General features: G+C 36.6%; 18 protein-coding genes. 2 read left to right on the forward strand and 16 right to left on the reverse strand.

Annotation, left to right across the window (positions count from 1 at the left end; all coding sequences use genetic code 11):
• Nucleotides 1-71: 71 nt before the first annotated feature.
• The 7 genes from ACYQ73_RS08830 to ACYQ73_RS08860 form a co-directional block, all read right to left on the reverse strand.
• Complete coding sequence (locus ACYQ73_RS08830) at nucleotides 72-479, reverse strand: hypothetical protein (protein ID WP_460012136.1); 408 nt, start codon at nucleotides 477-479, stop codon at nucleotides 72-74.
• A gap of 144 nt (nucleotides 480-623) precedes the next feature.
• Nucleotides 624-914, reverse strand: coding sequence for a hypothetical protein (locus ACYQ73_RS08835; protein WP_370078660.1), 291 nt, complete (start codon nucleotides 912-914; stop codon nucleotides 624-626).
• 245 nt (nucleotides 915-1,159) lie between these two features.
• Nucleotides 1,160-1,360, reverse strand: a complete 201-nt coding sequence (locus ACYQ73_RS08840; protein ID WP_460012137.1) for a hypothetical protein — start codon at nucleotides 1,358-1,360, stop codon at nucleotides 1,160-1,162.
• An 81-nt stretch (nucleotides 1,361-1,441) separates the two neighbouring features.
• A complete protein-coding gene (locus tag ACYQ73_RS08845; RefSeq protein WP_460012138.1) occupies nucleotides 1,442-2,125 on the reverse strand; it encodes a DUF1963 domain-containing protein in 684 nt (227 codons plus the stop codon).
• On the reverse strand, nucleotides 2,112-2,690 hold the full coding sequence (locus ACYQ73_RS08850; protein WP_460012139.1) for a DNA-3-methyladenine glycosylase I: 579 nt from the start codon (nucleotides 2,688-2,690) through the stop codon (nucleotides 2,112-2,114). Before ACYQ73_RS08850 ends, ACYQ73_RS08845 begins: the two co-directional genes overlap by 14 nt.
• A gap of 24 nt (nucleotides 2,691-2,714) precedes the next feature.
• Nucleotides 2,715-3,311: a class I SAM-dependent methyltransferase gene (locus ACYQ73_RS08855; protein ID WP_460012322.1), complete on the reverse strand. Its 597-nt coding sequence runs from the start codon at nucleotides 3,309-3,311 to the stop codon at nucleotides 2,715-2,717.
• A 229-nt stretch (nucleotides 3,312-3,540) separates the two neighbouring features.
• Nucleotides 3,541-3,771, reverse strand: coding sequence for an isochorismatase family protein (locus ACYQ73_RS08860; RefSeq protein ID WP_460012140.1), 231 nt, complete (start codon nucleotides 3,769-3,771; stop codon nucleotides 3,541-3,543).
• 96 nt (nucleotides 3,772-3,867) lie between these two features.
• Between ACYQ73_RS08860 and aac(6') the strand changes: the two genes are divergently transcribed.
• A complete protein-coding gene (gene aac(6'), locus ACYQ73_RS08865) occupies nucleotides 3,868-4,302 on the forward strand; it encodes an aminoglycoside 6'-N-acetyltransferase (RefSeq protein WP_460012141.1) in 435 nt (144 codons plus the stop codon).
• Between the two features lie 40 nt (nucleotides 4,303-4,342).
• Here aac(6') and ACYQ73_RS08870 read toward each other — a convergent pair whose 3' ends face one another.
• The 9 genes from ACYQ73_RS08870 to ACYQ73_RS08910 form a co-directional block, all read right to left on the reverse strand.
• Nucleotides 4,343-5,335 (reverse strand): anti sigma factor C-terminal domain-containing protein, encoded by a 993-nt coding sequence (locus ACYQ73_RS08870; RefSeq protein ID WP_460012142.1) that lies wholly within the window; start codon nucleotides 5,333-5,335, stop codon nucleotides 4,343-4,345.
• Entirely contained in the window at nucleotides 5,319-5,828 is a 510-nt protein-coding gene (locus tag ACYQ73_RS08875) for an RNA polymerase sigma factor (protein ID WP_460012143.1), read from the reverse strand. Before ACYQ73_RS08875 ends, ACYQ73_RS08870 begins: the two co-directional genes overlap by 17 nt.
• 216 nt (nucleotides 5,829-6,044) lie before the next feature.
• Nucleotides 6,045-6,296, reverse strand: a complete 252-nt coding sequence (locus ACYQ73_RS08880; RefSeq protein ID WP_460012144.1) for a hypothetical protein — start codon at nucleotides 6,294-6,296, stop codon at nucleotides 6,045-6,047.
• A 434-nt stretch (nucleotides 6,297-6,730) separates the two neighbouring features.
• Nucleotides 6,731-8,377, reverse strand: a complete 1,647-nt coding sequence (locus ACYQ73_RS08885; protein WP_460012145.1) for a right-handed parallel beta-helix repeat-containing protein — start codon at nucleotides 8,375-8,377, stop codon at nucleotides 6,731-6,733.
• 300 nt (nucleotides 8,378-8,677) lie between these two features.
• Nucleotides 8,678-10,360, reverse strand: coding sequence for a methyl-accepting chemotaxis protein (locus ACYQ73_RS08890; RefSeq protein WP_460012146.1), 1,683 nt, complete (start codon nucleotides 10,358-10,360; stop codon nucleotides 8,678-8,680).
• A 281-nt stretch (nucleotides 10,361-10,641) separates the two neighbouring features.
• Complete coding sequence (locus ACYQ73_RS08895; protein WP_460012147.1) at nucleotides 10,642-10,809, reverse strand: hypothetical protein; 168 nt, start codon at nucleotides 10,807-10,809, stop codon at nucleotides 10,642-10,644.
• A gap of 53 nt (nucleotides 10,810-10,862) precedes the next feature.
• Nucleotides 10,863-12,398: a YndJ family protein gene (locus ACYQ73_RS08900; RefSeq protein ID WP_460012148.1), complete on the reverse strand. Its 1,536-nt coding sequence runs from the start codon at nucleotides 12,396-12,398 to the stop codon at nucleotides 10,863-10,865.
• Nucleotides 12,367-12,978 carry a DUF4166 domain-containing protein gene (locus ACYQ73_RS08905; protein WP_460012149.1) on the reverse strand — a complete coding sequence of 204 codons (612 nt, stop codon included), beginning with the start codon at nucleotides 12,976-12,978 and terminating at the stop codon, nucleotides 12,367-12,369. The genes ACYQ73_RS08900 and ACYQ73_RS08905 overlap by 32 nt, the downstream gene beginning before the upstream one ends.
• The gene (locus tag ACYQ73_RS08910; RefSeq protein WP_460012150.1) at nucleotides 12,975-13,985 is read right to left on the reverse strand and encodes a DoxX-like family protein; all 1,011 of its coding nucleotides are present in this window, start codon (nucleotides 13,983-13,985) and stop codon (nucleotides 12,975-12,977) included. The genes ACYQ73_RS08905 and ACYQ73_RS08910 overlap by 4 nt, the downstream gene beginning before the upstream one ends.
• Nucleotides 13,986-14,569: 584 nt before the next feature.
• On the opposite strand from ACYQ73_RS08910, the gene ACYQ73_RS08915 reads away from it, so the two are divergent.
• Nucleotides 14,570-15,031, forward strand: coding sequence for a sigma-70 family RNA polymerase sigma factor (locus tag ACYQ73_RS08915; RefSeq protein ID WP_460012151.1), 462 nt, complete (start codon nucleotides 14,570-14,572; stop codon nucleotides 15,029-15,031).
• Nucleotides 15,032-15,068 lie beyond the last annotated feature (37 nt).

Genomic DNA, 15,068 nt, shown 5'->3' on the forward strand with positions numbered 1-15,068 from the left:
CTCTTACTTTATTATAGCATACAAATTTTTTGTAACTATTTAGAGAGGTCACTTTCCATCCTTAAGCACGGTTAATGAACATCAGTAAGTCTGATATTAACAATAAACTGCTGAAGATCATTAGTTTCCGTAATACTGTTGACGATGTTTTGGATTTCGCTTTCCGTACTCTTTTCAAGTTTATCCAAATTATGTAACTGTATAGTCATTACTTGATTGTTTGGAGATTCAATTAAGTAGCTGATCATACTATCTGGGAAATAGCCTGCTGCTCGTAACGCTACTATAATTTTTTGTGTGAAATTCGTGTTTTGTAATTTTTCACCAATTTCTTCACTATAATTTGTATCGGGATTTTTTTGAATGGGTCTTTCATATGAAGGTTGATTATACTTTAGCAATGCTGCCGTTACTAACATCAAGGAAAATAAAATAAATAGTCCTTTTATTAATCCTCTCATATATTCTCTCCATTTCATCTTTTTAATAGAATACGCTTATCTTATAAAATAATGAATGAATCCCACTGGCCAAGTATGAACTTTTTGTTTAATAATCCTTATAATATTTGCCAGGCTAACTTTTAGATAGCCTGGCAAAGGGACAACATTCACCTTAATCGTTTATTCGTTTACGATGACTTTCACAACAGGTTCTAATTTTCCTACATATGCATCCCCAACATAATCAACATCTATTACTATTGCTCGTGGCACGAAACGTTGAATGCTTTCCAAAAGACGTGCGGTATTACGTCTTTTGACAAGCTGGAAAGGTGGAAGAGTGTCTAGTTTTAAACCAAAATCTCTGTAAAAAGGGCAAGATATTACGAAAGTAGATAATATATAAGCTACATTTTGTAATATTTCATCAACACCTGTAGCATTAAAATCAATATTGCTTGTGGCGGTCACTTGATGTGTCATCCTATCAACCTTTCTTCTACGATACATGGAAAGATGTCAGCAATCTTTCTTAATATGAGCTTTTCATCGAAAAAAGAGCACTTAGTTATTTATGCTAAATGCTCAAAAATTATGAACAAAGCACACATTCACTATTGTATGTATACGATGCATTTCCCTCTAAACAATTGCACAGCTTTTAGGTCCCACATTCATCCCGTTTCTTTAATTGGATTCCACATGTTAATCACATTTTATCTTATTAGTGCGTAATAGATTACATACAACCAACTTAAACAACCATGTATAATTGCCCATATAATTGAATGATTTACGCTCCAAGAAATAGTAATGGCCAATACGGAGCCAAAGCTAATACCGCTCTTAATAACTGTTTTATTTTTCATTTTCCCCACCTTCTTTTCTCTTCTAATTTCGGAAGTATGTCTCCTCATCATCATTCCTCCTATTCATATCATTACGGATGTATCTATTTAAGGATGCTTATTTTTATTCTATTAGAAGTACTTTTACCGCTAATAAAAATCGCAATGAACACGCCACTCATTTAGTTCTTGATTAAAAAAGAAATAGAAATTTCCATTATCGACGATATTGAAATACGCCTTCTCGTCTGAGGAGATCTGTAAAACAAAGGGAAAGGCCTCACCGTAATCATGACCACTTTGACAAAAAGCAGGATAGCCACCTATTTTATGAATAGCGTATATTTCCTCTACGATATCATCGAAGTATTCAAAATCCTCTTCGTGCTCTAACCTCAAAATTTCATCCTCCATATCAGATGGAATCCCTCCTCCATCCCATGTCGGATAATCATTCTCAATATGTTTAGGAATAAGCGGGAAAGCGCGAATACGGTCATGCTGCCAATTTTGCTGGATTAATCCTTCTATAGATGTATATGCTCTTATTTCAAAAAAACGGCTCAGATCATCTTCTATGAGGTGATCAAATATTTCTTCATTAATAAATAATGTTAGAAGCTCAATATGTTTTAGTGATGCGGGTACAAAACGAAGTTCCTTTAAAAATAATGTCGCTAATGGCTGAAACCCTTGTGGCCTCTGTTCCTCAGGTAATGACCATCCAACATAGCCAATCCAGCTTTCTAGCATGTCATGTGTAGGTCTAACCCCACCTGTTTTAAAGATTGTTGCCTTTCTTACTAGCTGTGACTTAATATCATCCATTTTCATTAACTGAACCCTCACTGCGACAAATACAGTCTACGACATGATCATTCACCATCCCAGTAGCCTGCATAAATGAATAGCAAATCGTACTTCCAACAAATTTAAAGCCGTCTTTTTTTAATTGCTTGCTCATTCGTTCACTAATTTCTGTTGTAGCAGGTACATCTGCTATGGACGTCCATTCATTGATGATAGGCTGATGATCCACAAAGCCCCAAATATATTCAGAGAAGGAGCCATATTTCTCCTGTATCCGCAGAAAGGCTTGAGCATTCGTCACAACACTAGCAATTTTAAGCTTATTACGAACGATGCGAGAATCCTGACGAAGCTCCTGTAGCTTGTCATCCGTATAGAGTATGATTTTCAAAGCATCAAATTGATCGAAAGCTGCACGGTAACCCTCTCTTTTTTGTAGTATTGTCCACCAGCTAAGTCCAGCTTGTGCCCCCTCTAGACAGAGCATCTCAAATAAATGCTGATCATCATAGACGGGAATACCCCATTCCTTGTCATGATACTCAACATATAAAGGTTCATCTAGCTTGACCCAGTCACATCTTTTCATTTATATCTCCTCCGTTTTTATGTATCATTTAATCCCTGTTATACAAAGCCATCCTTTTTGTGTGTTTTCCTGTATTGTAACGGTTTGAAACCCAACACTTTCAAACAACTGCTTGATTTCAGATTTAGTTTTATAGGCTTTCATATGATAATTAATTTTATAGAGCTCCGAAATTATGATAAATTTCCCATCGTCCTTCAATACTCTAAATACTTCCTTCACATCATTTGCTAAGTCTGGCCAAAAATAATGCGTTTGGAACGCTGTAATCGTATCGAAAAACTTATCTGAGTACGGAATACTTGAAACACTCGCTTGCGTCACAATCACTTTGCCATTTGCTATATCCACTTGATTTGTTTTTATAGAGTCTTTCACAGCCAGCGCAGAAAAGTCTATACCATAGATTTTACCACTTGGATTAATTTTCGATAAGGATTGAAGTGTTTTTCCACCCCCACATCCAATATCTAACACAATATCGCCATCATTTATAGCTTCCTGTTTCATTAGCCAAGTATTCATACCACTATGTGCCTTATTCATAATTCGTAACATCAATGAGCCCATGAATCCTCTTGGGTTTTTAGCTTGCTCAATTAATCGTTGTAAAAGCGTCATTTCATATTCCCCCTTTGGCATTTTCACTTTCAATAATCGCTGAGAACTATAGATTAAGATGTCTTGTGAAGCTAACTTTGTTAAGGCCACATCACTAGCACCTGCGACTGCATCCTCCACAACAGTTACAGCAAAATTTCTAGCTATAGCCCTTCTTACTGTTGCAGTGACACAGCCCTCTCCGGAGGCTTTATCAAGTCGTTTATACCATTATTATCTAAATACTTTGTTAAGCTGGGATTATTAAATGCATGAATTTTCGTAAAAGGTTGGAAAGTAATTGCATTCGCTCAAATTCATTCCTAATATAAAGGATAGGGACATTTGACTTTCCAGCTCTTTTTATCAGGTCATTCATGCAATTTATAGTTGACTCAATTTGATGCTTGGCGATAGGCATTCGAGCTTGATCACTAAAGTAATCATTTTGAATATCAAGTATCATTAATGCTTGCTTCAAAATAGTAACCTCCCTGTATTTTTATATCTTCTATTTTTTTCGTTTAATATAATTAAAAGTTTCAATTTTTACCATTTTATAAAAAGGAGACTCAATATGATTAAACAAGCCACTATGGAAGATGCTCAAACAGCAGCATTATTAGCACTACAACTTTGGCCAAATCATTCATTAGAAGAATTTAGTGAGGAGATGACGCAACTAATTGATGCTGCAAACGCTACGATTTTCCTCGCCTACGAGGATGAGGAAGCAGTCGGTTTTGCACAATGTCAACTCCGAACAGATTATGTTGAAGGTACCCACTCAAGCCCAGTCGGCTATTTAGAAGGACTCTTCGTAAAAGAACAATATCGACAGAAAGGCTTTGCAAAGCTTCTGATTGAGAGTTGTGAGCATTGGGCTAAACATAAAGGATGTAAAGAATTCGCGAGTGATTGTGATATGCAAAATTTCGAAAGTTTAGCAGTCCATCTTAAATTAGGTTTCACCGAGGCAAACCGCATTATTTGTTTTACGAAGGAATTATAAAAACAAGGTCATCCTTCTATGGGATGACCTTATTCAGATGTCAATACTTATCTGTTATAACTCCGATTGAGGATGCTTTAATATAATCAAGATTTTGTAAGCTTGAAAGTGTCTTCGTATTCCCAGTTACGACAGCCCCATATATGACAAGATCTTTTACTGATAGTCCATCCGCACCACCAATTTCTTTTTCTAACCGTTTATACTCATCTTGTAAACTTGATTTTTGTCTAGTGCCACTAGTTATTGAATTCACAAATAGCTCAGCTGGGTTCTCTTCTAAATCACCGTTTATGTTTACAAGTGAAAAACCATATACATTTTGTTCTGAACGCAAAAGGTAATCCCCTTTCTTAACTGTTCCATCATTATTGATAATCTTAACAATATTGTCATCTGACTCGTTAATATCCTTCACCCATAACCAAGAAGTAGTCACATTTTTCGGCAGCTTTGCAAGCGCTTCTTGCACTGTGTAGCCTTTATCAAAAGATAAAGCAATCTCCATAATTTTATCGTCACTAATTTGAGGCAACAACGCTAAATCATTTCGTGTCTTTTTATAATTTAAAAATGGATAGAAAAACAACATTTCGCGCTGTCCAAGCTCATTGTAACGCTGAACATCTAAATCTTCTTCACTGCCGCTCTTTCCAAATGGAAGAGGAGAATTAGAACCTTCATAAAGTATCTCATCTCGAAAAAGACCGTAGCCATACGTGTCATCTCCAGTAGGAACGATTTTACCTTCAATGTATTTAAACGTTTTATAATGTGTTTCACCTCCTAAAATGCCAGGGTAATTCTTCGTTGTCCCAATAAACTCATTCGCTCCTTCTACTTGATGTAGTGTATAAAAGGAATTCTGTGCATGGCTTTGCAAAAAACTAGTAATTGCATCATTAGCTATTTTCCCAGCAAACGATGTCACAATGATGACGCAAAACGTAATAATGATTGTTTTCCAAGTTGCACAACGTTGTGCTTTTTTCATTGTTTTTTTCATCTGTTCTGTATTAAAAAGGTTGTCCATCTTCTAACGCCTCCCATTGTTTTTTAAATGCTTTACGTGCTCGCTGTAAATAAGTTTTTACATGCGACTCACTCACCGCTAGAATCGTAGCAATTTCTTTATAAGATAATTCCATATCGTATTTCATTAAAAGCAATTGCTGAAATGTTGGCTGTAGCCCCAACAAGGCTTCATTAATCTTTGCATTTTGCTCTTTTTGTAAAAAATGTTGCTCTGCATCATCCAATGCAGTTTTTAATTTTTCAATTTCATTATCACCAATTAATGTTGCGCGCTTTTGCTTGTTATACAACGTATAGTAACGATTAAGGGCGACCTTAAATAACCAAGCTCGTAAATTATCATGTCGAATTGTAGACAGACATTCAATTGTTTTAATGATTGCTTCTTGCACTACGTCCTCTGCATCTTCTTTTGTAGCCCCTATTTTTATCAAATATTTGAAAACGACTTCTGCATGCGCTAGCAATAGACGCTCCCACTCATTATTCATACTTCACCAACTTTTGGATATCCATTTCGTAGTTAACTCAACTATATAACCAATTAAATCCTAAAATGTATACAGTTGTTTTAAAAAAAAAAAAAATCACAAGTGCTTTTTTTACACACTTGTGATTTATATTTTTTCGATATATAAAGGATCTATAACAGGAACACAAGCCTTAAAAGTCCTTTTATTTTGGATATAGAAGATATGTATTATTTATTAATTTAAATATGTATTGGCTGAAATGTTTCTTTCGCGCTCGTCCATTACTAGGTGGATAATAAATGCAAGTTGTTGCTCTATTCGCTCATTGTTAAGATGCAGGATGTTGGCAATTGCATTTTTTTGTTTTTCTTCTAATCCTACCTTCTCAAGCAATAACATAATTTCTTCTTTCGAAAGCCCAAACATACTTTTTTCACCTCCAATTAAATCATTTATTATTTCATAATCATTATTCACTTTTCTCAAACAGCGAACTAATACAACCATTCTATGACCTATTTTCACTAATTATAGGATAACACATGGACTTAATTAATCCAAATTCTACTTTATTTTAATAAAATTCCAACCTCTATAAAAAATCATTATTATTCAATAATAATTTTTAGCGAAGTATATGTAACGATTATTGATATTCATTAATTCTATTATAAAAATAATAACCCCTTTTGTCGAATTTTAGTTTTCTGCGGCACCGCTTTAAAAGCTTTAACGCGAAAGCGCTCATATTAAAATATGCTTGAGAATTGAATGAATAAAGACAATAAATAAAATACTCATTTTTTAATATTTATTTACCTTAATTATACATTATAAGTCGTTACCACAGTACTTTAAGCTCATAAAAAAAGTAATTTCAAAATATTGAAACTACTTATCCTACTTTTTATTCGGTTAACTTACACTGTTTTGTTGATATTATTCTGCGGGAGATTAATGTTAAATTTTTGTAAATTTTCAACTGGTATTTGTAATTTTACATCCAATTTTCGGATATCTGCTATATCTACTTTATTTAATATAATGTTCTTTGTCTTATCACTAGTATTGACTGGTAAATTAACTATTCTCGACGTTGCATCAGTCTTCCAGATTGTTTCGTTTGTATATCCTTCGATAAATAACTGACTCTTCCCCTGAACAATAGCCGGTATTTTTACAGCAGTTAAATCTGTATACACCATTTCAAGTAAAGATTGATTGGACATCGTTAAAAATGGGCGATCTGCTTTATCAATTGTACAATGCTCAATACGCCCCATTGACTTATCAGACCAAACTATTGCATATGGGCCTTCATGACAATTTTTAAATTCACTATTCGCAACTTCAAAAATAGCATCAATACAAGTAATCGCATTTCCGCTGATGTGTTCAAAAGTACAATTATCTGTAAAGAGTCGAGCATTATTTATATAAATATGATGACTTCGAAGCTCTTGAATTGTTGTGTTCTGCAGCGTAATCTTGGCGTGATCATTGCCATAAATACCACCTGCCTGTCCAAATTTGATCATGCACTGATTGAGCTTTAACCCGCTTGAATCAACAATAAAGTGAAATTGCGGGTGTTCTTGGAGATCACACTCTGTCATTGATACATCGGCTTCGTTGACAATGGTAACTCCGGTTGCCTCTCCCTTATAAATCTCACATGTACGTAATTCCGCTTTACTATTTTCAATTAACAGCTGCGACTTCACATGTCGATGGATCTTACAATCATACAATATCGCCTTAGATTTCTCACCAATATAAAGCCCATTCCCTACGCCATCAGACAAGATAGAATCTGTCATCAACAACTCACTTTGATGAACAACCAATTGGGTATCTTGATGTTGCTTGATTTCACAGCCATCTATTGTAAGTTTCGAGCTATCAAAAATTTGCATCCCTACATCTTGCCCTTGGTGAATAAGTGTATTGGTCATTGAAATTGAACTAGAGCCTGCTACAATTTGTGCTTTTTTATGTCCATGAAATTCGCAATCCACAAGCTCCATTTTTACATCCCGTATTGCATAAATGCCATTCGTTCGTCCTTCTAACAGCATGCAATTAGTCATTGCGATTTCACTATTTTGTACATTAATTTGAGCTTTAACATGATGCTGGATCGTTGTATCCACTAGAATAACGCTTGAGCCATTATCAATACTTAATCCAAAATGATTGATTGGGCTTGCTAAAATATCAACATTTTTCATCATTAAACTACCGAAGCTTACGGTCACTTGTGCCTGCACCATTTGTTGCTCAATTACACAGTTTTCTAGCTGTAAATCTCCCTTTACATAAATACCCTGCCCTTGAGTAAAACGCAGGTTTCGCATATTTACAAGTGTCTGATAGCGGATAAACACGCCACCTTTAATGGTCACATTCCCTACTCCATAAAGTGTCAGCCTTTTGGAAATTTCGAAGCTTTCTTCATATATCCCATCCCGGATTTCAATGAAATCCCCCGGCTCTGCCTCTTGAATCGCCTGCCCAATGCTTTGGTATCGGTGCATAATACTTCTCTTTACAACAAGTGTCGCCATCTCTACACTCCTATTGTCGGTTTTCTTTTATTTATATCCCCATTGAACTTCCTATTATTCAATTTTGTACAAATAATTTACAACCGTTTCTTATTTAGAGCGATGACAATACATATATCTTCTATTTCACCCTTCTAAACCAAACAATAAAAAACCAGCAATTTAACGATTTTCTCGTCAATTGCTGGTTTAACTGATTTTCAATTTTCTTATGTTTCGTCAGTTGCTTTTGTAAAATTTACCGATTGTCCTACTTTTAATGCTGGATTAGATGCAAGTCCAGAATTCCAACAGACTTAATTACAATTTAAACTTCCTAACAAGGTCGTTTAAACTCTCTGCCATTTCCGCTAAATTAGCTGAACTTTTATTGATTTCATCCATTGAGCTGGCTGCTTGTTCGATTGTTGCAGAAGTTTGCTGTATACCTGCAGCGGATTGCTCCGAGACAGCGGCAATTTCGTCCACTGATTTATGAATATTGACAGTGTTTTGTACTACGTCTTCTAGCTTTGTCGTCATGCTGTCAATGTTTGCGGACATTGAGTAAACAGCTTCTGCAATCTGGCTGAATGTTTCATTTGTAGCAACAATTTGAGTTGTACCTTTTTCAACTTCTTCATAGCCATTTTCCAATGAGGATGTCACCATGTTGGAATCTTGTTGGATTTTTTGTACGATGCCTGTGATATCGTCAACTGAGACTGCTACTTGTTCAGCGAGTTTACGAACCTCATCTGCCACGACCGCAAATCCTTTACCATTCTCCCCAGCTCGAGCCGCTTCGATCGCTGCATTCAGTGCCAGTAAATTCGTTTGTGCAGCAATACCCTGTATCACTGCCACGATTTTTGAAATGTCCTGAGTTTGTTTACTTAGTTCGTCCACCTTTTGAACTGCATCCTTCACAATATGATGAATGGATGTCATTTGTTCAGTGGATGCGTCCATTAAATCTTGGCCATCTTTCGTTAAAGCCATAACATTTTGGGAATATTGCTGAACATCCGTACTGCTATTATTGACATCTGTCATCTTTAAGGTGAATTCTGTCATTGTTGTAGCTACATCTGATGCATTACTTGCCTGCACTTCAGTACCACTCGCGATTTCAGTGACTGTGTCGACAATTTGTTCCGTACCAGTTTTCACCTCTGTTGCTGATTGCATAAGCTCTTCACTATGCGCAGCTACATCATTAGACACGGTTTGAATTTTCTTTAATAAACGGTTCAAAATATCGGACATCGTATTAGTCGCTTCTGTAAGCCGTCCTACTTCATCTTTTGATTTCACAACAAGTGCAGGCTCGCTTAAATCACCTTTAGTAATTCGTTGCATACGATTTGTCACAGCGATGATTGGTCTTGAAATGATTCGAGCACTTAATAATGCAATCACGATAGAAACGATAACAATCACAATGCCGACGATTATACCTGTAAGCTGCTTAGTCTCGCCTGCACTGACAATGTCTGCACCAGTCGCATTAATCGATTGCTTACGATGCTCTGCTAACCCCTCAAAGCCTTCACGTATTTCCGTAGCCTTATCACTCATAGTTGCTAAATTTTTTGTTGCTTGTTCAATTTGGCCTTGGTCATAAACAGTAAATACTTCTTTTTCAACATAACTGCTCCATTCTTTAGCCATTTCCGCAAATTTGTTGAAATCACCTGTCTCTGATATTGCTAAACGTATTTTCTCATTCTCATCAGCATGCTTGACATTATTTCCAAAAATTTCCTTATACTTTTCATCACCAGAAAGTATATACCCTCTAGCTGCCGCAATTCTTAGCCCTATCGTCTGGGCTTCCTCATAATCTGAAATTAATAATTGCAATTCTTCATCAATAATTTGTTCTGTTGCGCTGTTGCTTTGGTTGACTGCATAAAAATTGTAACCAATGTATAAAATCACTACTGCTACTACAATGCTGAAGGAAAAAACGATTCTTTTACTAATTGACTTAAAATTCATTTCAAATTCTCCTTACTTTCCAAATGCAATAATGTGCATTGTCATAATTTGCATACCATTAGTAATTTAACACTCGCGAGCCAAGTTTGGATTGATTTGGAATTTTTTCTAGATTAAACGAAATAACTAGTTGATATTTATGTAATTTTCAGCGGATTATAAAAGCCATAATTTTCAGACAGATGGACTACCCCAAAGACCCCAAAACAGGACTTTTGATACAAAAAAAGAACAACCTCAAAAGTAGGCTGTTCCTTCTATTTAAATATTAATCCCAATAATTAAACATAACATCTCCGAGGCTGATCAATAAATTGGATAGCTTTTGCTCGTTGTTCATTTGTAACTAAATGATAAACCATCAACTGGAAAGATCGCAAATCCTGTTCAATAAGATGGTCTTCATCAAAACCTGAAATCCCTTTAGTTAATCGCAACGAATCAACCATTTAGTGTCTATATGACCTTCTAGTAAAAATAGGCAGATTCCTTTAATAAGAATCTATTTTCTTGTTATTTGATAGTTAATTTCTAAAAAAGGAAGACAGAAAATACGCATCTTGTGCACAGCCGTTAGTGTTGTTGAATCTTCTGCCTTTATCTTAAAATGCTCCTGTAATGGAAGTTGAAATAAAAAACGGTTAATGGCTAAATAAATCCCAGCATCCCCATCGTGATTACTCGTTAAATATAAAGCACCATTATCTTCATATAAATGTAACACCCCAATCATTGTTGAAAAAGGCAATGGAAGTGCAATATTCATATAGGTGGTTTGTCCTGTTGTATGCTTTGAATAGATTGCGACAAAAGTTGTTTGTTCGTCTATTTTACGAATCCATGCACGTGGAGCTGGACGCCCATCGTGCAGCTCATCTACTTTAACAACCTTCCCTGTCATCTCAACTTGCTTACTGGAGAAGGGTAAATTCAGCTGTTGCATGAAGCGACTCAAGCCTTGATAAATCAAAGCAAACGGTTTAAACCAGCTTTTCCACTTTACAGATGCCATTAAACGATACTGATTGGTTTCTTCATAAAAATGTGGAATGATGTGTGGCAGCTTTGTCGTATCAACAAAGTCACTAAGCGCATCGACTAAACCTGGGTGCGGATCTTTTCGTTCTCGCAATTTCCCCCTAATTTGGCTAACAGGAAAATGAAATGGATGAAATTTAGTTTCGGGAATAGCTATTGCCCAAGCTAGCACCCCTACACTACCGAAGAAAATACCATTCATAAATCCATGGAATTTTAGCATTCCTGGTATTCCTACATATCCAAATGCATATATAAACGACCATAATATCGTGATACATAGAGACCCATAGGAAATGCGTAACAGTAAACCTTGTCCACGAGGAAGTTTCGTTTTTAAAGCAAGGAAAAATAAACTGTAAATCGCAGCGATATAAAGTGTCACAGAAATAATTTCTATTAGTGTAGAGAACGTTATACCAACTGCAACAAGAAGCGGGCCAGTCAATAAAATAACAACGACTGCATTGTACCATCTACTCTTATGTATTCGCCCAAAAAGACCTATAGAAATAGCTAATAAACAAGCTGAGTAATGAAAATGGATGGCTGTTAACCATGTTATCAGCGATGAAAAACCTGTATCGATGTTTGCGATAAAAGCAAAAAACCATAGTCCACCGATCAATATATAAATTAGCCCCACGTCAATTGATATCTCCGCCATGTTTGTAAAGCCTCTCTGTAAAAATCGCTTCACACCTTGTATAGCTATAAACGCCGTATAAAGAACGTAAATAAGTACGAGAACGATTGCTATCCAACCTTCAGACCACCAATGTAGCATCGTAATAGCAAGCATCATCGTGACAATAATAGCATCGCCGGCTTTGGTAAAGGGAATGACCATTTTCACCATCGCAGGAACAAAGATCAGCTGTGCAACCGTAAGTAGCAACATATATTCAGGCTGCGGGCTAAACAAATAACAAACGACCGACAACATAAGACCTAATACTAGGACTGGACTACCTAGATTGTTGCGTAAATTCTCCAGCATACATCATTAGCCTCCCTATCAATGGATTATGGATGGACACATGAATCGTAAACACATTCCTTTTGTCATCAAATCCTTCCTCGACGATAACACGCCCCTCTAATATTTTGGGTATTGAACATTCTATTTTGGAAACTACAAATCGTTGAACCCCAGAGCGAATGACCAATTTCCCCTCACGTGTCACCGTAAAATGCAAATCTGAATAAAAAAGAGCTGGTGATCCTAAGTAATCCTTCACTATTTTTCGGACTGGATCAATCGTCATTCTCGCATCAAAATGTCTTGTTCTGTTTGAAAAATTGAAAGTACGCTCCCATAACACTTCAAGTTCTCCACTTGGCAATACTCGACAAGTATTACAAATGGAGAATGGAACATCGTCGCCTGATTCAGGAAACAGGAATTTAGTTTTGGTAGCTATCGCATAAAAAGGACGCAGCCACTTTGCACCAGACTCAATTTTATGCATCACGCCAGTAGCATAAAAAGGCTGATCTACAGGTAACATATAACGCTTCTGCAGCATTGGATGGAGTCGAGTAAAGTCCTCGCCTAATAAAGTTTGATAAATCGTCATGTTGTTCCTCCTTGCTTTCGTTTACAGCTTGTGGCACTAGGCATATCTTTACTTAGAATCAACCCGATAATAGATAATACCCATAATGCTACATTAAGTGTTACAGGATTAAATGGAGCAGTAGCAATCATTTTATCTGTTAGTACGGCACCCAATGTTAAAAATGGGAATAGCACTATTTGCATTCCAAACAATAAACGCTTTCCTCGAGGCAATAACCAACAAAGTGCAAAGGTTATCTCCGCAAGTCCAATCCAGTTTACTATTTGGCTCGTGTTACTCTTATCGGATCCTGCAGATATGCTCGGAGCTGCAACATTTCCGCTCTGCTCGATTGCAGGTCCGCTCTGCTCAACACCCGATCCATTCAACTGACTATAATCCCTGCCTAGTAATTCCTCAATCATCATCACCTCAGTAGGATGTTGTACGATGATTTTCGGCACAAGACCGTGGTACAACCACACAAAACAAAAAAGCACACTAATGAGCGTTGTTAAAAAGAAGCGACGATATTGAGAATAAGGATTTTCTCCTTTTTCAAGCCATCTTTTTAAAACATCGAAACTAAGAGCTGTTGCCCAGCCCATTACGGGACGAAACACTGCATCAAATAATGTCCCTAGTTTCCCGTAGCGAACATCATAGTCATACTTCGTTAAAAATGTAAGCCCCTTGTCATTGGGAATATATTGCCAGTATCCTTTCCCCTCTGCAATTGGGGATATTTTTTGGGGTGTACCAAAATGTAACGAAGATGTTTTCGTGCCATCATTTTTATGATGCTCTCCTTTACTCTCTCCCCAGCCACTAACTGATATGCCCGGCATCACCTTCGTTTCATAGGTAAAGCGCTGAGGTTCTTCAGGAGATTTTTTATCGATATATGTAATAGAAGTAAAACGTAAATCCCATTGCTCATGCAGCTTAGGGTTTTGGGTATAATTCCAAGCCTCGTCGATGGGTGCTCGTATATCCACTTCCACATAAATAGGCTTTTTCTTCATCTATATTTCCTCCTTAGAACACGCTTATTGGTTATTTTAGTTTACTTTCTATAAACCTCCATAACTCCCACTCTATTAATGGTATTATAGCAATAAATTAATTTTTAACCATAATTTGGACTTCATCTATTAAACTGGAACGACACAATAAGTTTGGGATGACACTTGAATATAAGTTGATTGGAGTGGAGACTGAGCGACTTCTTTGTCATTAGCGATAAGAACGAAAGCTAAAACATTACGTCCTGTGATAACGCCTACGTGAACAACTTCGTATTGGCCCGAGCCCCTGGAGCTCAGCGGATGTTTTCTGTGCGAAAGCAAAGCGACAGCGACAGCAACAAAAGTGGCTCATCGGACGCCCCCAGTCGGAACGGAAATCATCCCCCACGTTCTGGTGTTGACCCACTTAATTCCAAGAAAATAAAAAAATTGAATCGAAATGATAGTTTGCCAAGTCTAATAGTCGGAAGGAGGCGATTTTCATTACTACAAAGCAAGAATCATTAGTACAGCTAGCACAAAACGGAGATGAACAAGCTTTTTATCAGCTTATTGAGCAGGAGCAACATAAGTTATATCGAATGGCCTATGTTTATGTACAAAATGAAAATGACGCCGTAGAAGTTTTTCAACAGACCATTATCCGTGCATATGAGGGCCTACCTAAATTAAACGACCCTCAATATTTTTCTACCTGGTTAACGCGCATTATTATTAATTGCTGTAAAACCTATCTTGTCAAGAAAAATTCGGTACAGCTTGTAGAACCACATACATTAGAGGATCTCAATAGTACATCACCTACATATATCGAAGAAGAACTTGATTTATGGCATTCTCTTTGCGAGCTGGAGGAAAAATACAAAACGGTTTTACTATTACGTTTTTATCAAGACTACTCGGTAAAAGATATTGCAGCGATTTTACAATGTCCTGAGGGTACTGTGAAAACGCATATTCGCCGAGGTTTACAAGCTTTACGACAACAATTAAAGGGGGCATATATAGATGAATGGGTTCAATCCGTTGAAAGGAGTTATTAATGCGATTCCGATCCCCGAAGGACGTTTAACAGAAGTG

This window comes from Lysinibacillus sp. CTST325 (assembly GCF_054665055.1).